Here is a 21702-nt window from a genome sequence, read left to right on the forward strand (position 1 = left end):
TGGCCATGAAGGGGTGCGAGACCTGGCGGAGGGCCCGTACGTGCTGCAGCAAATCCCGACCAGCTCATGAGGTCACGGCTCGGCACGATGGGACGCGCCACCTTCGCGTCACTGTCGACCCGTAACTATCGCCTGTACTTCATCGGCCAGCTCGTCTCGGTCAGCGGCACCTGGATGCAGACCGTCGCGCAGTCGTTCCTCGTCTTGCAGCTCACCCACTCCGGAACGGCGCTCGGCCTGACCACCGCGGCGCGGTTCGCGCCGATGTTCCTGTTCGGGCCCTGGGGCGGCGTGATCGCCGACCGGCTGGACAAGCGCCGTGTGCTCTACGTCACCCAGGCGGCCTCGGGGCTGCTCGCCGCGGCATTCGCGGTGCTGGTCGGTACCCACGTCATCAACCTGCCGATGGTGTACGTGCTCGCCGGCATGCTCGGCTTCGTCAACGTCTTCGACAACCCGGCCCGCCAGTCGATCATCTCGGAGCTGGTCCCGCCCGAGCAGCTGTCGAACGCCGTCACGCTCAACTCGGTCATGGTCAACATGGCCCGCATCTTCGGCGCGGCGTTCGGCGGTGTGATCGCCGCGGGCCTGGGCCTCGCGCTGTGCTTCGGCCTCAACGCCGTGTCGTTCGTGGCCGTGCTCATCACCCTGGCGATGATGTCCAGCGGCGAGCTGCGGCAGTCGCCACGACCGCGCCGGGAACGCGGGCAGCTGCGCGCCGGGCTTCGTTACGTGCGGAGCACCCCACAGCTCGCGCTGCCGCTGATGATGATCGCGATCATCGGCACCCTCGCCTGGGAGTTCCAGGTCAGCCTCCCGTTGGTGGCCGACAACACGTTCCACGGCGGGGCCGGCATGTACGGCGCCATGACATCGGTGATGGGCGCCGGCGCGGTGGTCGGCGGGCTCGTGTCGGCGGCGAAGGGCCGGGTCCGGATGCGCGGGCTGGCCACCGCCGCGATCGGCTGGGGCATCGCCATCACCGCGGCGGCGCTGTCCCCCACGCTGCCGGTGCTGTTCGGCGTGCTGCTGTTCGTCGGGTACGGCAGCGTCACCTTCAACTCGTACGCCAAGACCGCGCTTCAGCTGGCGGCGGCACCGCAGATGCGCGGCCGGGTGATGGCGCTGTGGGCGCTGGCCTGGCTGGGCTCCACGCCGATCGGCGGCCCGATCATCGGCTGGGCGGGCGAGCATTTCGGTGCCCGCTCGAGCCTGCTGGTCGGCGGCGTACCGACCCTCGTCGTCGGCTTGGTGACCTACCCGCTGCTGGCCCGCCTCGACCGGGGCCACCCCGCTCCCGCTCCCGAGAGCGCGGCCGAACCGGCCGCCGCGTCCGCGCGCTCCTGACTTTCCGCCACCGCGCCGCCGCCGACCGTCGCGGCGGCAGCCGTCGCCGACCGTCGCGGCGCAAGCCCCGCCACCGTCGCGGTGCAGGTCTCGCCAACCACTGCGGCCGAAGCCCCGGGCGCCGAGCGCCGCGGCGCAAGCCGTCGCCGAGCGCCGGCGCGGGAAGCCCCGCGCCGACCGCGAGGCCGCCGCCGACCGCCGCGCGGGAGGCGGACCGGAGCCGGTGAATCGACCGGGCACGCCGGCGGACGGAGCGGGGCGGCCCGTGCCGGCCGCCCCGCGCCGCGGGCCGTTACCGGTCGATCGAGGACATGTCCGCGTAGCGCTCGCCGACCGGCGGCGCGATGGCGGACAGCCGGGAAAGCTGGGCCGCGCTGAGCGTGATGCCAGCGGCCCCGGCGTTCTCCTCCAGGCGGGAGACCGCCTTGGTGCCCGGGATCGGGGCGATGTCGTCGCCCTGCGCGAGCAGCCAGGCGATCGCGACCTGGGCCGGGGTCGCGCCGGTCTCGGCGGCCACCGCCCGGACCTCCTCGACGATGCGCAGGTTCTGGTCGAAGTTGCCCTCCGCGAACCGCGGGTTGCTGCTGCGGAAGTCGCCGTCGGCCAGGTCGGCGCGGGACTGGAACCGCCCGGTGAGGAAGCCTCGGCCCAGCGGCGAGTACGGCACGAAGCCGATGCCCAACTCGCGCGTCAGCGGCAGGATCTGCTGCTCCGGGTCCCGCGTCCACAGCGAATACTCGGTCTGCAGCGCCGCGACCGGGTGCACCGCGTGTGCGCGGCGGATGGTGTCGGCGGACGCCTCGGACAGCCCGAGGTACCGGATCTTGCCGGCCGCCACCAGCTCGGCGAGGGCGCCGACGGTGTCCTCGATCGGCGTGCCCGGGTCGACCCGGTGCTGGTAGTACAGGTCGATGTGGTCGACGCCCAGCCGTTTGAGCGATCCGTCCACGGCGATCCGGATGCTCTCCGGCGAGCTGTCCAGCTTCCGGATCTTGTTGATGTCGCCGGTGGGCTGCGGGTTGCCGCCCCGGTGCGAGATCTGGCCGAACTTGGTGGCGAGCACCACCTCGTCGCGCCGGCCGGCGATGGCCCGCCCCACCAGCTCCTCGTTCGTGTACGGCCCGTAGATCTCGGCCGTGTCCAGGAACGTGACGCCCAGGTCGATCGCGCGCCGGATGGTCCGAATCGACTCCGCGTCGTCGCTGCCGGCGCCGGCGTAGTAGGCGGACATCCCCATGCATCCGAGGCCGAGCTGGGAGACGTCCAGGCCACCAAGGGAGACGTGCTTCATAGGTGCTACTCCTCAACACTGGTTGATCCGGAGCAACACTAATCCGCATTCCGTCAACCGACCGGTCGCCGGTGGGCGTGCGCCGCCACAGGCGATCTCGTTCCCTCGGCCGCCGTCGGTCTCTCACACTGTTGAGCGGGGCCTGCCGATGGCGGAAGCGCAGCCGTGGGTGGGGTGCCCGTGGGTGGCGTACCCGATGGCGACCGGTACGACTGTGCGCCGGGCCATCGGATCGGCCCGGCGCACCGGTGTCGTGGGGCTGTCGATGCGGGTGGAGGTCCGCCGACTAGCTCGGCTGCGGGGAGGCCACCGGGCTGCGGTGCCCCGCGGTGTCCACCGCGCGGATGCCGAAGCACACGTTGTCCTTGACCAGGTCGATGGTGGCGGTGGTGACGTCGCCGACCGAAATCACGTTCGTCCAGTCGTCCGCCGTCGTCTCCCGCCACAGCACCTCGTACCCGGCCAGGTCCGGTTCGGTGCCGCGAGTCCAGGTCAGCGTGCTCAGGTTGGTGAGCGTGGTGGCGACGATCCGGGCGTTTGCCGGCGTGCCCGGCGCCTGCGCCAGCGACCACAGCGTGGTGGCGTTCACCTTGGCCACCCGGGTCATGTAGGCGAAGTCGCAGAACTGCGGCAGGTCACCGTGCTGGACGCCGTCGACCACCGCCACGTCGTTGTGTTCGTGGTTGTAGTTCTCCCGTGGCTCGGTGAACCGCGCGGCCGGGTAGCCCTGCTGGAGGAACGAGACGTGGTCACTGCCGCGCAGGTACCGGTCGCGCCGCCAGATCACCCGGATGCGCATGTCGGTGTCGTCGTTGTCGGCGACGCTCGTGACGAACCGGCCGAGCTGCCGGGACGGCCCGTCGTTCTCGCCGCCGACCGACTGCCGGGTGGCGGCCTGGCCGGGCGTCTCCGAGGTCGGCACGCCCTCCACGAACAGGCGCAGCGTGTGCGGGTCCGGCGGGGTGCCGTCGAAGGCGCTGCTGGCACCCACGATGTCGTTGCTGAACATGCCCTGGATCTTCGCGCCGGCCGCCTTGAGCTGCTTCGCCATGAACGCCGAGCCGTAGAGCCCCTGCTCCTCACCGACCACGATGCCGAGGATGATGGTCGCCTTCACGTGGCGCGTGGCCAGCAGGCGGGCGAGTTCCAGCAGGACCGCCACGCCCGAGCCGTCGTCGTCGGCGCCCGGGGCGTCGTCGGTGAAGTTGAGCACGTCGGTCACCCGCGAGTCCAGGTGCGCCGTGGCCACGTAGATCCGCTCCGGCGAGACGTCGCCGCGCAGGGTCGCGATCACATTGGTCATCTGGGTGGGTACCGGGATCGACGGGGAGACGGGCTGGAGGAACGACTGCCTCTCCACCGTCATCCGCCCGCCGGACGCGGCAGCGTACGCGGACAGCTGGTTGTAGACCCAGGTGGTGGCCGCGCCGATGCCCCGGACCGGGTCGGTCTGGGTCGACGAGGTGTGCCTGGTGCCGAAGGCCACGAGCCGGTTGACGGTGGCCTCGATCCGGTGCCGGTCCACCTCGCTCAGCAGCTTGCGCAGTTCGCGGTCGGGTCGCTGCGGGTGCACCGGGCCGCCCGGTCCCGGTGCGGCGCCGTTCTTGCCGGAGCCGCCGGCGTAGGCGGGGTCGGCGATCAGGGGTGCCGCGATGAGCGGCGCCGAGGTGGCGGCGACCGCGGCGGCCGTGCCGGCGGACAGGAACGCCCGTCGCGTCGAGGTCTTGTGTGCTTCGCTGGGCTGCTCTCCGTGAAGCTCCATGTCTTCGCATCCTCGCGATGCCACCGATACATGTCCAGAAATCGATACCCTATGCGAAGCCCTACCCGCCCGCGCCCGCCGGCCATGCCGACGGGCGCCGCGCACCACGAACCGCCCGCCGCGAACCGGGCGCCGCGAACCGGGCGCCGCGAACCGGGCGCCGCGAACCGGGCGCCGCGAACCGGGCGCCGCCGGCCACCAGCCGCCGCGATCGGAGACCGCCAGCCACGATTCCCCGGGGAATGATCGAGCGGGTGGATCAGCCCACGAACGGCAGGTCGAGCGTGTGCGAGCTGTGGTTCACCTTCGCCGCCAGGTAGCCCGCGTTGTCCGGGGACAGGTGCACGCCGGTCGGCACCCGCCGCGTCACCGTCACACCGAGCCGGGCCAGTTGCTCGGCCTTGTCCGGGTTGTTGCTCAGCAGGGCCACCCGCCGCACGCCGAGCGCGATCAGCATCTGCGCCGCCACGGTGTAGTCGCGCTCGTCCTCCGCGTGGCCGAGCGCGACGTTCGCCTCGTACGTGTCCAGGCCGGCGTCCTGTAGCGCATACGCGTCGAGCTTGGCGTACAGGCCGATGCCGCGGCCCTCCTGGCGCAGGTACAGCAGGAAGCCGCCGGCCCGGGCGATGCGTTCGACCGCCTCCCGCAGTTGCGGGCCGCAGTCGCAGCGCTGGCTGCCGAACACGTCCCCGGTGAGGCATTCGCTGTGCGGCCGGATCAGCGGAGCCCGACCGCCGGCCGCGCCCCGGCGCAGCGCCCGCGCCCAGTCGCCGAGGCCGAGGGCGATGTGCTCCCGGCCGTCGCGCAGCCCGTCGAAGGAGAACACCCGGGCGGCCGTGGCGTACCCGTCGACGAACCGCAGCGGCACGGTCAGCTGGGTGCGTACGGTGGCGACGGGTACCGGCTCTTCGGGCAGCGGTTCTTCAGACCGCGGTGCTTCGGACATCGGCTCCCCCATTCCTCAGACCGTGCCGAACCGCGCCGACAGGGCGTACCGCAGCAGGGCCACGTCCCCGATCTGGCGCACCTCCACCAGCCGCGCCCGGCGGTCCGGGTTCCACGGAAACCGGCCGTCGCCGACGAAGCGGCAGGCGCGCGAGTCGCCCACGAACAACGGGGCGACCACCAGGTGAAGTTCGTCGGCGAGGTCGGCCACCAGGAACTGGGTGTGCACCATGCCGCCGCCCTCGACCATGAGCCGCTTCACGCCCCGGTCGTACAGGTCCCGGACCACCCGGCGCAGGTCCACCGGCTGGCCGCTGTCGATCACGGTGGCCACCGCGCCGAGCCGGCGGCGCGCGTCCCCCACAGCCGCGCTCGCGCAGTAGACCAGCTTCTCCCCGTCCCCGGTGGCGAAGAAGGCGCAGTCCGGATCCAGGTCGGCCCGGCCGGTGATGGTCACCTTCAGCGGCGAGGGCCGCAGCCCCCGGGCCACTCGCTCGTCCCGGCGGGCCTGCGAGCGCACCAGCAGCCTCGGGTTGTCCTGCCGGACCGTACCCGCGCCGACCAGGATCGCGTCGTGCTCAGCGCGTACCCCGTCCACCCGGTCGAAATCGGCGTCGTTGGACAGCAGCAGGCGCTCATCGCTCGCGCCGTCGAGGTATCCGTCGAGCGACATGCCGCAGCTGAGCAGGGTGTACGGGCGCTCAACCATGGGCGACCCTCTCCCGACGGCCGATCCGCCGGCCGGTCCACTGCGCCACCAGCACGCCGGCCCCGGGAAGGCCGGCGGCGAACGCCAGCACCCCGTACACCACGGCGGTGGAGACCCCCATGGTCGCGGACAGCCCGGCCGCACCGAACGCCCACGCGGCGGCCCCCTCGCGCGGACCCCAGCCGCCGATGTTCAACGGCAGCCCCATCGCGAGCAGGACCAGCAGCGCCAACGGCACCAGCAGGGCCAGCGAGACCGGCCGGGCCGAGGCGGCCGCGCCGGAGCGGGCCGCCACCAACGACGCGGCGATGACGAACGTCGCGACGTGACACGCCACCGCCACGGTCGACGCGAGCGCGATGCCCGGCGCGTTGCGGCCCGCGAACAGGCCGCCGTACAGGTCGGACGCCGCCGTGCGCAGCGCCCGCGCCCGCCGTGACATCCCAGGCACCTCGGCCGGCGTGGCTCGGCGCGTCCGACGCCACCCGACCCGGGGCGGGCGCCGCCGCGCCCTGCGGGCGAAGAACCAGGCCAGCACCACGGCGCCGAGCGCGCCCGCGGCCAGCACCGCGGTCACGGCCGGCAGATATCCGCGTACCGGCGACGGAAGCGCGACCAGCACGACCACCGCTATCACGATCTGCACCACCTGACCGGCGGTGCGCTCCAGCACCACGGCCCGGATGCCCCGGCCGACGTCGCCCACGTCGCGGCCGTGGCGCACCGCGCGGTGCACGTCGCCGAGCACCCCGCCGGGCAGCACGGTGTTGAGAAACTGGGACCGGTAGTAGGCCGCGACGGCGGCGCCCACCGGCAGCCGCACGCCGAGGCCCCGGGCGACCAGGCTCCACCGGCACGCGCACGCGACGGTACTCACGACGCCGATGCCCACCGCCGCCAGGAGCACCCAGCCGTCGATGACGCGCAGCCCGCCGAGGAACGGACCGGTGCCCAGCCTCCAGATCAGGAAGGCGAGGATGCCTCCGCCGGCGAGCAGTCGGGCGGCGCGGAGCAGCCGGGCGCGGACCGGCGCACGACCCGGCGGGGACGGCTCACCGACGGGCGGGGCTTCGGCCGCGTCCCTGGCCGGCGCGTCGTCCCGGAGCGCCGCCGCTGGCCACACGGGCGCGGTGTCCTGGGCAGGCGCTGCCTGCTCGATCTGCACTCCGCGCTGGCTCGGCACGGCGCACCGGACCGCCGGAGCCTCGGCCGCGCGCCGCAGCACCGGGACGTCCGGCCGAGCCGGGTCCGGCCGTCCCGGAACGAACGTCGGGGCGCTGGGCAAACGGGCCTCCCTGAGAAAACCTCTCCTTCCCTCAACGTACGCGCCATCACGCGCGCATGGTTCATTCATGCTGGACGAACAGGTCGCTGTGGTGCACAACGACCCCGAGCCGGCCCTCGGCCGCCTCGGCCAGGCGACGGCGCCCGTACTCCCCCGCCACCCGGGTCAACTCCGGTGACTCTTCGCACGCCGCCGCCAGCCAGCCGGTGAACCATTCGGAAGCCAACTCCGCCTGGTCCGCGCCGAGCCGCCAGGGGCTGTCCCGGACGTGTACCAGCGACCCACGCCGGGCGAACGCGGTGGCGGCGACCTCGACCGCGTCGGGTCCGAGCAGGCGGCGACCGCCGACGGTACGGCGTTGGTGCGCGTTGAACGCCTCGCCGACGCGCGCGTCCAGCGGATGGTGCGGGAGGAGATCCACCCGGCCGGTCACGGACAGGGTCAGCAGCGCCGGTACCCGGGCGCCGACGCATGCCTGCGCAACCCGCTCCACCTCGTCGGCGGTCAGCAGGTCGAGCAGCGCGGAGGCGGTGACCAGGCGGGCCGGCTCGTCGGACGAGCCGCGGCCGGGAAACGCGTCCTTGTCGCGCAGGTCGGCCGCGCTCAATCGGGTGATGTCGTGCCGACGGGTCTCGGCCGTGACCGGTGTGCCGTCGAGGGCGGTGCCCATGGCGCCGACGTGCCGCAGCAGGTCGGGGTCCCGGTCGTACATGATCCAGTGCTGCGGGCCGGGTAGCTGCGGGGCCAACCAACGGCCCATCGACCCGGTGCCCGTGCCGAAATCGTGCAGCAGCAGGCGCCGGCCGGAGCCGTCGCGCTGATGCGGGCCGGCGCGATCCTCGGCGTAGAGGTGGCCGCGTACCAGATCGATCAGCTCGGGAGCGCGGGCCGCGGCGTCAGCCACCTCCCGCAGCCCCAGCCAGTCCGGGCTGACCCGGGGCATCACCTCCTCCCCCGCGACGCCGCCGGCGCCGAGGGACGAGGGGTCGCGGTCAAGCGGTCGCTCCGAGGCACTTCCGCGACCGCCAGCGGCGCCGAGGGACGAGGCGTCGCGGTCAAGCGGTCGCTCCGAGGCAGTCATGAGCGCTCGACCTCGCTCATCGGGAGGTCCCGCAGTACGCCCGAGACCAGTCGCGAGGTGACCGCCCAGCTCGACAGCGTCCCGCGCCGGTCGCGAGCCGAGCGGCGCAGCCGATCGCGCAGGTCGGCGTCGGCGAGCCAACGGCGCAGTGCGGCGGCCAGCGCGGTCGCGTCGTCGGGCCCGACCAGCATGCCGGGCAACCCACCGTCCGGTGACCGGCCGAGCGCCTCGGGCAGCCCGGTGGCCGCGGTGGTCAGCACCGGAATGCCGCGGGCCAGCGCCTCGGTGACCACCATGCCGTACGTCTCGCCCCGGGAGGCCAGCACCAGCAGATCGGAGGCGGCGTACGCGGCGTCGAGATCGTCGCCGGTACGCGGGCCGGTGAAGGACAGCCGGTCGTCGAGCCCGTACGCGCGGGACCGTACCTTCACCGTCTCGACGAAGTCCGGATCGAGGTGCAGAGCGCCGACGCACACGCAGCGCCACGGCAGGTCAGCCACCGTCGCGAGCGCCTCGGCCAGCAGGTCGTGCCCCTTGTGCGGCATGACCGCGGCCACGCACAGCAGGGTGGAGCCGGCCTCCGATCCCGACGCCAGCGGCGCCGCGTCCACCCCGGGCGCGGCGACGAACACCCGCTCGGCGGGCAGCCCGTACAGGTCCAGCAGCCGGCGCCTGGCCCAACGGCTGGTCACGATGATCGCGGTCGCGGCCGACAGTGCCACGCCCTCCCGGCACCGCAGGTCGTCCGCCTCGTCCCCGAACGCCATGTGCACGAGCACGATCAGGCTCAGCCGCCGGGCCTCGCGGACCAGCACGTCCGGGGTGGCCGAGGCGATCAGCCCGTCGATCAGGACGACGGACCCGTCGGGCAGCGCCGCGAGCACCCGGGCGAACTGGTCGTACTCGCGGGGCCCCGGCCGGGGCCAGGAGCCGGGGACGGCGTGCTCGCGCACCGCCCAACCGGAGGCGGCCAGGCCGTCGCAGATCCGCCGGTCGTACGCGTTGCCCCCGCTGGGCGTCAGCGGATCGTCGATGTCGTTGGGCAGCACGACGTGCACGGTGCCGTGCCGGTCATGGTCGGCGGCACCGCTGTCGGTGGCCGGGCCGCCCGACGCGCGAACCTCCGCGGCGCCGTTCACAGTGACCGCTCGTAGCTGGCCCAGGCGATGTGCGACTCGTGCAGGGTCACCACTATCCCGGCCAGTTCGCGGGCGCCGGCACCGAGATCGCCGGCGTGTGCGCGCTCGGCCAGCCGGTCGGCGATCGCCCGGGCCAGTACCTCGGTGGTGGTGTTCACGCCCGCGAAGTCGGGATCCTCGTCGAGGTTGCGGTACGTGAGCCCGCCGAGGATCGCGTCCAGCTCGGCGGCGGCCCGCCCGATGTCGACGACCACGCCGTCGGCGTCCAGCTCGGCGCGGCGGAACGTGGCATCGACGACGAAGGTCGCCCCGTGCAGCCGCTGCGCGGGTCCGAAGGCCTCACCGCGGAAGCTGTGAGCGATCATCATATGGTCGCGGACGGTCACACTGAACACGAATCACTCTCCGGTATAGGTGATGAGGTGGCAGAGCGCGGGACCCTTGCCGGCCGCCAGCCCGGCAAGCACCTCGGGCAGCTGCCGGAACCGGCTTACCCCGCCGATCAGCGCGTCGAACACGGGATCCCGCATCAGGTCCAATGCCAGCGCGAGGCGGTCGGCGTACCCGCGCCGGGCGGCCCGCGCCGGCGAGACGGTGCCCACCTGGCTGGCGCGGATGGCCAGGCGGCTGGAGTGGAACGCCCCGCCCAGCGACAGGGTGACCTCCCGGTCGCCGTACCAGCTCAGCTCGATGACCTCGCCCTCCGGGGCGAGCAGCCCCAGCGACTGGGCCAGCCCGGCGGAGGTCGCGCTGGCGTGCACGACCAGGTCGCGCCCGCCCTCGGCATCCTCCGGCAGGGCGAACTCGATGCCCATGGCCCGGGCCACCTCGGCCCGGTCCGGGTCGATGTCCACGAGCTGGAGCCGGACGCCGGGGAAGCGGGCCAGCACGGCCGCGACGGCGCAGCCGACCATGCCGGCGCCGACCACGGTGATCCGGTCGCCGATCATCGGCGCGGCGTCCCACAGCGCGTTGACCGCGGTCTCCACGGTGCCGGCCAGCACGGCCCGCGCGGGCGGGACGCCGTCGGGCACCGGGACCACGGCGGTGGCCGGGACGACGTACGCGGTCTGGTGCGGGTACAGGCAGAAGACGTTGCGGCCGATCAGCTCCGGCGCGCCCTGCTCGACGACGCCGACGTTGAGGTACCCGTACTTCACCGGGCCGGGGAAGTCGCCCTCCTGATGCGGCGCGCGCATCGCCTGGTACTGGTCGGCCGGTACCCGTCCGGTGAACACCAGCGTCTCGGTGCCCCGGCTGACGCCGGAGTACCGGGTGCGCACCAGTACCTCGCCGTCGCCGGGATCGGGCACCGTGATCGGCCGGATCTCGCCCAGACCTGGCTCGCGCAGCCAGAAGGCGCGCTCCTGGCTCGTCATGGGCACTCCCCTCCAGTGAAACGTCGACTGAACCGAATTCGCTTATTTTGCGTGTCCTCGATCATCGAGGCACAACCCTAGTCACGGAGGCACGGTGCCAGCGGTTCGAACCGGCCCGGTGATCGGCCTGGTCGTGCAGGTAGCGCTGCTCGGGGCGCTGGCGGCCGCCGCGGATACCGGCCCGATGGGCGCCCTGGCCGGAGCCGGGTACGGCCTGATCACGTGTGCCGCGCTGACCCTGGGCCTGCGCCGATCGGGCGCGCCGACGCTCGGCCCGGCGGACAAGGTGACGCTGACCCGGGCCACGCTCGTCGGCGGTGTGGCGGCGCTGACCGTCGACTCGTTCCATCGGCACGTGCCGGTGCCCCTGCTGGTCGGGCTGGCCTCGGTGGCGCTGCTGCTGGACGCCGTGGACGGCCCGGTGGCCCGGCGCTCGGGTACGGTCTCCGCGCTCGGGGCGCGCTTCGACATGGAGGTCGACGCGTTCCTCATCCTGGTGCTGAGCGTATACGCCACCCGGTTGATCGGCGCCTGGACGCTGGTCATCGGGGCGATGCGCTACGCGTTCCTGGCCGCGGGCTGGGCGCTGCCGTGGCTGCGCGGGTCGCTGCCGTTCCGGTACTGGCGCAAGGTGGTCGCGGCGACACAGGGCATCGTACTGGTGTTCGCGAGCGCGGACCTGGTGCCCCGGCCGCTGTCCGTCGCCGTGGTGGCCGCGGCGCTGGCCCTGCTCGCGGAGTCGTTCGGCCGCGACGTGTGGTGGCTGTGGCGTCACCGCACGCGCACCGACGACGCGCCCACTGCCGGCGCACCCACTGCCGGCGCTGGCACGGCCTACGCACGCACTGCCGCCGCGGACATCAACGGGCCCGGCATCAACGGGCCCGGCATCAACGGGCCCGGCATCGACGGGGTCGGCGTCGACGAGACGGAGTCGCTGACCGGGCGGCGGTAGCCGCCGGGCGCATCCGTCGCCGATCCCGTCCCGCGCCAGGCCCAGCTGTCGCCGATCCCGCCCCGCGCCAGGCCCAGCTGTCGCCGATCCCGCCCCGCGCCAGGCCCAGCTGTCGCCGATCCCGCCCCGCGCCAGGCCCAGCTGTCGCCGATCCCGTCTCGCGCCGGGCCCATCCCAGGCCGAGCCCGCCCCGCGCCGATCCCGTCCCGCGCCGCCTTCGGCCGCGGGCGCAGCAGGATCATGCAAATGGCCGGCCGCTGGCTGCATGGGGTCGGGCACCGGTGAAACCTAGCCTCTGAGGGCAATAAGCTCGGACGTTGCCAAACGATCTCCCGCGCCCTCGGGCTCCGCCGGAGCGATCGGCGCCGGAAGGAGGAGCAACTGTGTGCAGGTCATCGACGTGAGCGCATCGGTGGAGTCCGCCCCCGCCGGGCGCGGGGCCGCGGGAACAACCGGCGCGGGAACGACCGGCGCGGGAACAACCGGCGCGGGAACGACCGGCGGGCCGGGTGCGGCGCCGCGGTACGGCCGTCGTAACCGGGCGGCCCAGCGGACGCGGGCCACGCTGGCCGGGTACGCACTGATCGGGCCGAGCCTGATCGGGGTGGTCGCGTTCCTGCTCGCCCCCGTGGTGATCGTCGGCGTGATCAGCCTGTTCCGGTGGAACCTGCTGTCGTCGCCGAAGTTCATCGGGCTGGCGAACTACCGCCGGATGGCGCACGACCACAGCGTGTGGCACTCGGTGCTGGTGACCTTCATGTACGTGCTGTTCACCATCCCGGTCCAGACGGTCCTCGCGCTGCTGCTGGCCGTGCTGCTCAACACCCGGCTGCGCGGGGTGCGGGTGCTGCGCGCGGTGTACGTGGTGCCCTGGATGGCCACACCGGTGGTGATGGGCGAGGTCTGGCGCTGGATCTTCGACGGCCAGAACGGCGCGCTGAACTCGTTCCTGTCCGTGTTCGGCCTGGGCTCCATCAGCTGGTTGCAGTCCACCTCGCTCGCGCTGCCCTCGGTGGCCGCCGTCGGGATCTGGAGCAGCGCCGGGTACACGATGCTGTTCTTCCTCGCCGGCCTGCAGGGCATCCCCGAGCACCTGTACGAGGCGGCCCGGGTCGACGGCGCGTCGCAGGCGCAGCAGTTCTTCCGGATCACCATGCCGCTGCTGCGGCCGACCATGTTCTTCGTGCTGGTCACCAGCGTCATCGGCTCGTTCCAGGTCTTCGACACCGTGTACTCGATGACCACACCGGTGCTCGGCGGGCCGGCCGACGCGACCTCGGTACTGAACCTCAAGATCTACACCACCGCGTTCCAGCTGTTCGACGACGGGTACGCGTCGGCCATCGCCATGCTGCTGTTCGGGCTGCTGCTGGTGCTGACCGTGGCCCAGGTCCTCTACTTCCGCAAGCGCACCACCTACGAGCAGGGCTGAGAGGAATCGACCATGAGCCTGAGGCGAGTGACCTCGCGTACCCTGCTGTACCTGGTCCTGATCGCGGGCGCGCTGCTGACCGTCTTCCCGTACCTGATGGTGATCCTCACCTCGCTGAAGACGGCGCCGCAGCTCAACGGCATGTCCCCGTGGCGGCCGGCGATCCCGGGCACGCTGAGCAACTACACCCGGCTGTTCAACGGCAAGATCGCCGACATCAGCTTCCTGGCGTACCTGTGGCACACGGTGCTGTTCACCGTCGTGCTCACCGCCGGGCAACTGGTCTTCACCACGCTCGCGGCGTACGCGTTCGCGCGGCTGAGATTCGCCGGCCGGGAGGCGCTGTTCTGGGCGTATCTGGCCACCATGATGGTGCCCAACGTGGTGACGATGATCCCGCTGTACCTCATCATGCGGCAGATCGGCTGGATCGACACCTGGTTCGGGCTGCTGGCGCCGTACATCCTCGGCTCGCCGTACGGCATCTTCCTGATGCGCCAGTTCTTCCGGAGCCTGCCCTCGGACCTCGAGGACGCGGCGCGCATGGACGGCGCCGGTACGCTGACCATCCTGCTGCGCATCTTCGTGCCGCTGTCCCGGCCGGCCCTGGGCACCCTGGCGATCCTCACCACGGTCTTCGCCTGGCACAACTTCCTCTGGCCGCTCATCATCACCAGCGGGGACAGCACCAAGCTGGTCACGGTCGGCATCGCGTCGCTGCAGGGCAACCTGGGCGCCGACTACAACCTGATGATGGCCGGCAGCTTCGTGGCGCTGGTCCCGCTCATCGTCATCTTCCTGCTGTTCCAGCGCACCATCGTGCGATCCATCGTGCTGACCGGCATGAGGTAGCGCCGCCGGAACGGCCAGGCGGCCTCCGGTCGGACAGAGCCTTCCTGCCCACACCCCCCCTTTGTCAGGTTAGGAGCTTGAACGCCATGGGTATGAACCGACGGCAACTCCTCGCGGCGGCGCCGGCCGCCGCACTGGCCGCGGCCGGCCTGGCCGGCTGCGGGAACAGCAGTGGCGGCGACAACGGCGGGGCGGTGGTGTTCCGGATCTGGGACGAGGAGCAGCAGCCCGGATACCAGAAGTCCATCAACGCCTTCATGGCGGCGAACCCGAAGATCAAGGTGCGACTGGAGTCGCTGCCGTACGCCCAGTACTGGACGAAGATCATCACCGAGTCGGCCGCGGGCACCGGAGCGGACGTGTTCTGGGACACCGTGCCCTACTTCCCGCAACTGGTGAAGCAGGGGGTCATCGAGAACCTGGACCCGCTGATCCAGAAGGACTCGTACGACCTGAGCCCCTACTACCCCCAGGTCACCTCGGCCTACACGTACCAGAACCACCACTACGGGATCCCGGCGGACTTCGGTCTCGCCTCGATGGTCTACAACAAGGACATGTGCGCCAAGGCCGGCGTCACCCTGCCCGCCGAGCTGACCTGGGCGCCGGACGGCTCGGGCACGCTGCTGCCGATCCTGCAGAAGCTGACGGTGGATGCCAACGGCCGGCACCCCACCGACCCAGGCTTCGACCCCAAGCACGTCAAGCAGTGGGGCTTCATGGCCGAGAACCACGACCAGACGCAGTACATCAGCTGGATCCCGGAGAACGGCGGCAACTTCATGACCGCCCCGTTCGGGAAGTTCGCGTTCAACCAGCCGGCGGCGCTGGCGGCGCTGCAGTGGCAGGTCGACCTCATCAACAAGTGGCACGTGGCGCCGCCGCCGTCGGCCGGCAACGCGATCGACCTGTTCAACCGCGGGCAGGTCGGCCTGTACCCGGCGGTCAACGCGCTGCTGCTGTACGTGGTGGCCAAGGGCAACTTCACGGTCGGGGTGACGAACCTGCCGGCCGGGCCGAAGGGCCGGGTGGTCAACGTCAACGGCCTGTCCTTCGCGCTCAATGCCCACTCGAAGAACAAGACGGCGGCGTGGGAGCTCATCAAGTGGCTCGGCTCCCCACAGTCGCAGCAGATCATGAGTTCGGGCGGGTACGTGTGGCCGGCGAACAAGTCGCTGTCCGGCGGGTACCTGGACTACTGGAAGAACAAGGGCCAGGACCTGCAGCCGTTCGTGGACGCGGCGGCCGGCGCGTCGGTACCGATGCCGATCACGCCGGTCTGGAACGCCGCGTCGCTGACCATCACCAACTCGTTCCAGACCATGTTCGAGGGCCAGGCTCCGGTCAAGCAGACCGTCGACAACCTGGTCACCCAGCTCAACCAGCTCATCGACCAGAACGGCTGACCCGCACCGCACCGGGCCGGCCCACCACACCGGTGGGCCGGCCGGCGATCCGCCACCGCTGACCACGCTCCGGGCGACCCCGCGGGTGCCGACCACCCGCGGGGCTGCCGCCTGCCCACCCGACAGCCCACCGCCCGACATCCACCGCCCGGCGACCCGACGCCGACCCGGCGGCGCCCGACCCGCTCATTCCACATTGGACGCTCATCAGGAAGGCGAGCAGCTCATGTCCACGGATCCCGTGACGATTACCACCGCGCCACCCCCGGCCGACTCGCTCGACCTGGCCGGGATCGCCTTCCACGCCGGGGTCGGCGACGGCGGACCGGCCCCGCAGACCACAGTGGACTCGCCCGAGCCCGGGCTGCTGGAGGTGACGGTGCGGCTGCCCGGCGGGCGCTCCGGCGTCACCCCGCTGACCCTGGATTGGCAGGCGCCAATCGACCGCGGGATCGTGTACTGGCAGCCGGACTGGGGGCAGCGTCGGCACCTGCCCGCCGAATGGGCCTCCCGGCGCTCGGTGAGCCTGCTGCGCTCGGCCCCGGTCGGCTGCCTGCTCGACGGGGCGGACGGCAACGTCGTCACCTGGGCGCTGTCCGAGACGCTGCACCGCATCGAGGTGCGGCGGGAGGGGATCCGGGAGGAGACCACCCAGTTCCGCGGCACCTCGGTGGTCCACGTGCCACCGGGCGAGGAGCCATACCGGGTGGTGCTGCGGCTGGACCGGCGGCCGGTGCCGTACTGGACCGCGCTGCGCGAGGTCGCCGGGTGGTGGGAGCGGTCGCTGGGCGCCCAGCCGCCCGCGCCGCCCCAGGGGCGCAAGGCCGCCTACTGCACCTGGTACAGCATGCACCAGACGCTGACCGCGGCCGGCATCGAGCGCACCACGGCGCTGGCGCACGACCTCGGGTTCCGCACCATCATCGTGGACGACGGCTGGCAGACCGCGGACACCTCGCGCGGATACTGGTACTGCGGCGAGTGGGAGGTCGAGCCGGGCAAGCTGGGCGACCTCGCGGCGCACGTGCGGGCGACGCGCGCGGAGGGCATGGCATACCTGCTGTGGCTGGCGCCGTCGCTGCTGGGCCGGCGCAGCCCGCTGCAGGCCAGCCTCGGCCACCTCACGCTGGGCCCGCTGCCCGCGGGCGACGCGGACATCCTGGACCCGCGTTACCCGCAGGTGCGCGACCACCTGACCCGCGCCTGCCTGCGGCTGCTGGCAACCGCCGAGCTGGACGGCTTCAAGCTGGACTTCCTGGACGCCTGGCTGGTCGCGGATCCGCCGCCGCCCGGCCCGGGCGCGGACGTGTCCGATGTGGAGACCGGGGTCGAGCTGTGGCTGCGCGAGCTGCACGAGCACCTGTCCCGGCATCGGCCGGATGTGCTGCTGGAGTTCCGGCAGAACTACACCGGGCCACGCATCCAGCGCTACGGCAACCTGTTCCGCGCCTGCGACTGCCCGATGGACCTGGTGGACAACCGCACCCGCACGGTTGACCTGCGGCTGCTGTTGCCGGGCCGCACCGTGCACTCCGACCCGCTGCTGTGGGACCCGGCGGCGGCGCCCGAGGTGGCCGCGGAGCACCTGCTGGGTGCGCTGTTCTCGGTGCCGCAGGTCTCGGTCGACCTGGCCGCCCTGCCCGACGGGCAGCGGGAGATGCTGTCGTTCTGGCTGCGGTTCATGGACGACCACGCGGACACCCTGCTGTCCGGCCGGATCGAACCGATCCGGCCGGACCTGGGCTACCCGCTCGTGCGCAGCCGGGGCGCGGGTGAACTGGTCGCCGCCGCGTACAGCGACCTGCCGGTGCGCCTGGCCGGCGGGGACGGGCCGGCCGTGGCGCTGGTCAACGCGACGGGCGGCGCGAGCGTCGTGGTGGACCTGGCCCCGGGGACACGGGCAGACCTCCGGTCCATGGTGGACTGTCGCGGCCGGGCGGTCGACGACCGCCCGCGGCGCCTGGAGCCGGGGCTGACCCGGCTGGCGGTGCCGCGCAGCGGGCTCGTCGAACTCGCGATCAGCTACACGTGAGGCTCGGGCAGTGGATGGCCAGCACCAGGCGGTCGCTCGGGTAGGCCACCGGCGGGCTCACCTTCGTGTCGGTCGTCCCCCGGAACTCGTTCATCAGCCACAGCTGCCCCGTGGACGGCCAGTAGCTGAGGTTCTCGGCGTTGGTCATGGTGGTGGTCCAGTAGTGGACGTCCAGCGACCCGTTCGCGGAGATGGTCGCCTTGTGCAGGCACGACTTGGCGAAGCCATCGACTATCGCGTCGTTCGCCGGGTCGTTGGGCATGCCGACGACCGGCGGCGCGCCGTTGGGGCACAGCCCCTCGATGACCCCGCTGCCGCCGGTGAACACCGCGCCCTGCATGCGGTAGACCGGGGAGGTCCAGCCCTGGTCGGGCCGCACGTAGCCGTCGGAGCCCGGCTTGAGCAGCGCGGTGCTGGCGTCCAGCGGCCAGCGCAGGATGCGACCGTGCGGGCCCTGGTCGTCATACTCGACGGCGATCAGCGAGTCGGGGACGGTCGAGCGGTCCAGCGAGATGCTGTTGAAGCACGGATCCGTCAGCGAGGCCGGGTCCCCGGTGCGCAGCGGGTCGCACACCGCGCCGTCCGGGTACTGGTAGTAGCCGATCTCGGGCAGGGCGAACAGCGAGTACGCCGCGGAGCACGCGGTCGCGGTGCACCCGACCGCCCCGGAGGTGGTGCTGCTCATCTGCCAGAAGTGGGTCAGGTCGAACACCCGGATCACCCGGCCGGCACCGGGCGCGCCCTGGTCGCCGCCGGTGGCGAGGTACAGCTTGTTGCCGTACCACATGATGCCGTCGGCGTGGCTTTCGATGGCGTGGTAGCCGGCCGCGCTGTTGTCCGGCTCAACCAGCAGGGCGTGCCGGTACGGCGCACCGGCCGTCCCGTTGGTGACGTCGACGAAGGTGACCCGGGCCAGGCCGTCGTTGCCGTACGGGGTGTATCCGGCGCCGCTGTGCCAGCTGACCGCGACGACCTTCCGGCCGGCGCAGCCGTCGCACGGCGGGTACAGGTCGGTGCCGTTCATGCCGTCGCCGCTGCCGGTGACGCCCTGCGGGTACCAGTTGGTGGTGGTGTCGTCGGTGCTGTCCCAGCAGAAGCCGGCGACGCTGGCGGTGACCCGCAGGTCGGTGGGGTGGCACACGGCCCGGGTGGCGTACCCGCCCGCGATCAGGGTGCTCATCCGCACCACCGACAGCGGCCGGCTGGAGGCCTCGACGGCGTTGCGGTACCCGGTGATAGTGGGGAAGCTGCCCGCGTCGGTCAGCCTCATCGCGGACAGCGCGGACGCGGACAACGCGGGGGCGGTCGCCGCCCCCGCCGGATTCGCCCCGGCGACGAGCCCGCCGGTCACCACGAGCGCCATCACGGCCAGCGCCCGCCACAGTCGTCGACGCACCTCGACCTCCCACCCTCTCGCGTTTGCCGCAGCTCACGAGCCACGCATCCGTCGTACTGCATCGAAAGGTATGGTCGTGCCGGGCCGAAAACAAATACAGGTGGTGGCTGTGGTCCTACACGATCCTGCCGGCGCGCGCGAGTCCACGACCGTCTACACCGAACTCCCTTCGCCGGATCTGCTGTCCGCGGGGCGGTTCGACGAGCAGCCGGGCTTCACGGTGTACCGGGAGCGGGGCGCCCGCAACTGGATGCTGAGCCTGACCATTTCCGGTGCCGCCAACTTCCGCGCCGGCGACTCCGTCGCCGTCGCCGGCCCGGGAGACCTGGTGCTCATCGCGCCGGGCACGGTGCAGCACTACGCCGCGTCCGACAACGAGGTCTGGGGCCACTGGTGGGCGCACTTCCAGCCCCGCCCGGCCTGGTACGCGTGGCTGCGCCTGCCCCAGCTGGTAGCGGGCTTCAGCATCACCCGGTTCGGCAGCCCGCACCGGTTCCGGGAGGCGAGCGCCGCCTTCGAGCGGGTCCACCGCTACGCCATGGTGGCCACATTGGACACTCCGCAGGGCCGGGTAGCGGTCGGCACCCGGGAGCTGCGCGGCGAACTGGCCAACGAGCTGGCACTCAACGCCATCGAGGAGCTGCTGCTGCTGGCCGTGGCGGAGCACGAGACGCAGCAGCGCCCGGCGCTGGACGCCCGGGTCCGGCAGGTGCTCGACACGATCACGGCCGACCTGGCCCGGCCGATGTCGGTGGAGGCGCTGGCCCGGATCGTGTCGCTGTCCCCATCCCGGCTGGCCCACCTGTTCCGGCAGGAGATCGGCGACTCGATCGTCAACGTGGCGCTGGCCATGCGGCTGCGCAAGGCGGCGTCCCTGCTGGAGTTCACCGATCGCCCGATCGGGCGGATCGCCACCGATATCGGGTTCTCGTCGCCGTACTACTTCAGCCGCCAGTTCCGGGAGCGGTTCGGCGTGTCACCCACGATCTTCCGCCGGCGGGCCCGCAGCCCCTGCTGAACTCGGGCCGACGCCGCCCGGGCCCGATGGGTCCACCGGGCGACGGTCCGCGCCGGGCTGGCCTCGGTCGGGGGCCGCCCCGGGCGCCGGCTCCGGAAGCGCCTCGATCGCGTCGAGGAACTCCTCGACGCCCGCGCGGCGCGGCCCGCCCCACAGCCGGTCGAGCACCACCGCCAGCGGCCGGCGCAGGTGCCCGTCGAAGTACGCGTCGGACTCCCCCATCGCGTGGTCGGCCCACACCCCCAGCTGGTATCCCTCGACGCCGGAGTCCCGAGCGGGCTCCCACCGCTCGTACAGCCAGCGGACGTCCGGCACGCGGCCGGGCCCGCCGCCGGGTGCGGGCGGAGTCACGTAGTGGGTGGCCATCGGCGAGGCGACGACGCGGTATCCGTGGTCGGTGAAGAACTTGATCCCGTCGGCCTCCCGGGGCCAGGCGGTGATCCGGGCGTCCCGGTCGATCCAGGCCCGGCACTCGCCGCCACCGGCGACCTCCCACCAACTCCACAGCTCCACCTCGCGGCCCCGGTCGCGCAGCAGCGCGACCAGTTCGTTGACGAAGCACACGAGCGCGTCGGTCGGCCGGTACGCCGGGTTCAGCGACTGGGCGTACGCCACGAGGTCGGCGCAGCGGGCGAGCTCGGCGTCCTCCTGCCACTCGTCGCCTCCGATGTGGACGGTCGGGGCGTCGAGCTCGGTGGCGAACGCGGCGAGCAGTTCCCTGACCCAGGCGCGGTTCTCCGGCCGGGTGATGTCAATGGTCCAACCATCGGTCGGCCGCTTGGTGAACGCGACGCCGTCGTTGGCCGCCTCGGCTCCCGGGCCGGTGAAGCGCAGCCCGGGATGGTGCCGGGTGATGGCGGTGGCGTGCGCGGGCAGGTCGATCTCGGGTACCACCGCCACGTGCAGCTCGCGGCCGTACGCGATCAGCTCGCGCAGCACTCCCGCCGGGTACGACCGGTCGGCGGGCAGCTGCGCGGCGAGGCCGGCGAACCTGGGATCGGCCAACCGCACCCGGAATGCGTTCCAGTCGGTCAGGTGCAGCTGCAGCCGGTTGCCGCCGAGCCAGGCCAGGCGGCGGATGAACCGGCGCAGGTAGGCCGGGGACCAGTACCGGCGGCCGAGGTCGAGCATCGCCCCGCGGACCGGCACGCCCGGCCAGTCCCGCCCGGCACCGCGCGGCAGGCCTTGGCCGGCGGCGGCCCGGCACAGCTTGAGTACGCTCTGCAGGCCGTAGAAGGCACCGGCCGGGTCGACGCCGGCCACCTGGACGCCGGCCCGCTCGCCGATCGCGAGCGTGTACCCGCCGGCCGGAAGGTCGAGAGCGGGATCGTGCCGCACCACGATGTCGCCGGCCGGCACCCGTAGCGCCGGGTCGCGGGAGTCGGCCGGGCCGGCGCAGACCCGCGGCAGGGGCAGGCCGGTGGCCGCGCGCAGCTCGGGCTCCAGGGGACGAACCGCCTGCGCGGCGGCCTCGTCCAGCACCAGCCGCGCGTCCCCGGGCAGCCTGAGCCGCCCGCCGGCCGGCCGCCACGACCTCGGCCCGGGTACCCACTCATCCATGCGCCGAGTCTTGCCGCGGCCGGACGGGAACACACGAGGCTCAGCAGCATCGTGCAACAGGTCAGCCGATGCCTGCCGGACCGGCGCCGGCCGAACCTGTCAGGCGGCGCCCG

General features: G+C 72.6%; 18 protein-coding genes. 7 read left to right on the forward strand and 11 right to left on the reverse strand.

The annotated features are described in order from the left end of the window. Positions 1-66: 66 nt before the first annotated feature. Complete coding sequence (locus ABEA87_RS22945; protein ID WP_345632690.1) at positions 67-1347, forward strand: MFS transporter; 1281 nt, start codon at positions 67-69, stop codon at positions 1345-1347. Between the two features lie 292 nt (positions 1348-1639). On the opposite strand, the gene ABEA87_RS22950 is transcribed toward ABEA87_RS22945, so the two are convergent. From ABEA87_RS22950 to ABEA87_RS22990, 9 genes are all read right to left on the reverse strand, one after another. After that, entirely contained in the window at positions 1640-2638 is a 999-nt protein-coding gene (locus ABEA87_RS22950; RefSeq protein ID WP_345632691.1) for an aldo/keto reductase, read from the reverse strand. A 286-nt stretch (positions 2639-2924) separates the two neighbouring features. Beyond that, positions 2925-4400, reverse strand: coding sequence for a M28 family peptidase (locus ABEA87_RS22955; protein WP_345632693.1), 1476 nt, complete (start codon positions 4398-4400; stop codon positions 2925-2927). A 259-nt stretch (positions 4401-4659) separates the two neighbouring features. Further along, positions 4660-5346: a GTP cyclohydrolase II gene (locus ABEA87_RS22960; protein WP_345632695.1), complete on the reverse strand. Its 687-nt coding sequence runs from the start codon at positions 5344-5346 to the stop codon at positions 4660-4662. A gap of 15 nt (positions 5347-5361) precedes the next feature. Continuing rightward, on the reverse strand, positions 5362-6054 hold the full coding sequence (locus ABEA87_RS22965) for a RibD family protein (RefSeq protein ID WP_345632697.1): 693 nt from the start codon (positions 6052-6054) through the stop codon (positions 5362-5364). Continuing rightward, positions 6047-7069, reverse strand: a complete 1023-nt coding sequence (locus ABEA87_RS22970) for a lysylphosphatidylglycerol synthase transmembrane domain-containing protein (protein WP_345632918.1) — start codon at positions 7067-7069, stop codon at positions 6047-6049. Before ABEA87_RS22970 ends, ABEA87_RS22965 begins: the two co-directional genes overlap by 8 nt. A gap of 331 nt (positions 7070-7400) precedes the next feature. After that, positions 7401-8282, reverse strand: coding sequence for an SAM-dependent methyltransferase (locus ABEA87_RS22975; RefSeq protein WP_345632699.1), 882 nt, complete (start codon positions 8280-8282; stop codon positions 7401-7403). Between the two features lie 134 nt (positions 8283-8416). Beyond that, complete coding sequence (locus tag ABEA87_RS22980; protein WP_345632920.1) at positions 8417-9478, reverse strand: glycosyltransferase family 4 protein; 1062 nt, start codon at positions 9476-9478, stop codon at positions 8417-8419. A gap of 77 nt (positions 9479-9555) precedes the next feature. Then, positions 9556-9954, reverse strand: coding sequence for a 6-pyruvoyl trahydropterin synthase family protein (locus tag ABEA87_RS22985; protein WP_345632700.1), 399 nt, complete (start codon positions 9952-9954; stop codon positions 9556-9558). Between the two features lie 3 nt (positions 9955-9957). Continuing rightward, positions 9958-10938: a zinc-dependent alcohol dehydrogenase gene (locus ABEA87_RS22990; RefSeq protein ID WP_345632701.1), complete on the reverse strand. Its 981-nt coding sequence runs from the start codon at positions 10936-10938 to the stop codon at positions 9958-9960. Between the two features lie 94 nt (positions 10939-11032). Between ABEA87_RS22990 and ABEA87_RS22995 the strand changes: the two genes are divergently transcribed. The 5 genes from ABEA87_RS22995 to ABEA87_RS23015 all read left to right on the forward strand — a co-directional run bounded on the left by ABEA87_RS22995 (position 11033) and on the right by ABEA87_RS23015 (position 17615). Continuing rightward, the gene (locus tag ABEA87_RS22995) at positions 11033-11893 is read left to right on the forward strand and encodes a CDP-alcohol phosphatidyltransferase family protein (protein WP_345632702.1); all 861 of its coding nucleotides are present in this window, start codon (positions 11033-11035) and stop codon (positions 11891-11893) included. A gap of 385 nt (positions 11894-12278) precedes the next feature. Beyond that, positions 12279-13325 carry a carbohydrate ABC transporter permease gene (locus ABEA87_RS23000; protein WP_345632704.1) on the forward strand — a complete coding sequence of 349 codons (1047 nt, stop codon included), beginning with the start codon at positions 12279-12281 and terminating at the stop codon, positions 13323-13325. 12 nt (positions 13326-13337) lie between these two features. Continuing rightward, positions 13338-14177 (forward strand): carbohydrate ABC transporter permease, encoded by an 840-nt coding sequence (locus ABEA87_RS23005; protein WP_345632705.1) that lies wholly within the window; start codon positions 13338-13340, stop codon positions 14175-14177. Between the two features lie 86 nt (positions 14178-14263). Beyond that, positions 14264-15583, forward strand: a complete 1320-nt coding sequence (locus ABEA87_RS23010; RefSeq protein WP_345632707.1) for an ABC transporter substrate-binding protein — start codon at positions 14264-14266, stop codon at positions 15581-15583. A 226-nt stretch (positions 15584-15809) separates the two neighbouring features. Beyond that, on the forward strand, positions 15810-17615 hold the full coding sequence (locus ABEA87_RS23015) for a glycoside hydrolase family 36 protein (protein WP_345632709.1): 1806 nt from the start codon (positions 15810-15812) through the stop codon (positions 17613-17615). On the opposite strand, the gene ABEA87_RS23020 is transcribed toward ABEA87_RS23015, so the two are convergent. Next, a complete protein-coding gene (locus ABEA87_RS23020; protein ID WP_345632711.1) occupies positions 17602-19011 on the reverse strand; it encodes a hypothetical protein in 1410 nt (469 codons plus the stop codon). The two genes, ABEA87_RS23015 and ABEA87_RS23020, sit on opposite strands and share 14 nt — an antisense overlap. A gap of 109 nt (positions 19012-19120) precedes the next feature. Here ABEA87_RS23020 and ABEA87_RS23025 point away from each other — a divergent pair, with 109 nt between their 5' ends. Beyond that, positions 19121-20029 (forward strand): helix-turn-helix domain-containing protein, encoded by a 909-nt coding sequence (locus tag ABEA87_RS23025; protein WP_345632713.1) that lies wholly within the window; start codon positions 19121-19123, stop codon positions 20027-20029. Here ABEA87_RS23025 and ABEA87_RS23030 read toward each other — a convergent pair. Further along, entirely contained in the window at positions 19988-21589 is a 1602-nt protein-coding gene (locus tag ABEA87_RS23030; protein WP_345632715.1) for a beta-N-acetylhexosaminidase, read from the reverse strand. The genes ABEA87_RS23025 and ABEA87_RS23030 overlap by 42 nt on opposite strands. Positions 21590-21702: the final 113 nt, after the last annotated feature.

Origin of the sequence: Rugosimonospora acidiphila, assembly GCF_039543385.1 — a bacterium.
GTDB lineage: Bacteria > Actinomycetota > Actinomycetes > Mycobacteriales > Micromonosporaceae > Rugosimonospora > Rugosimonospora acidiphila.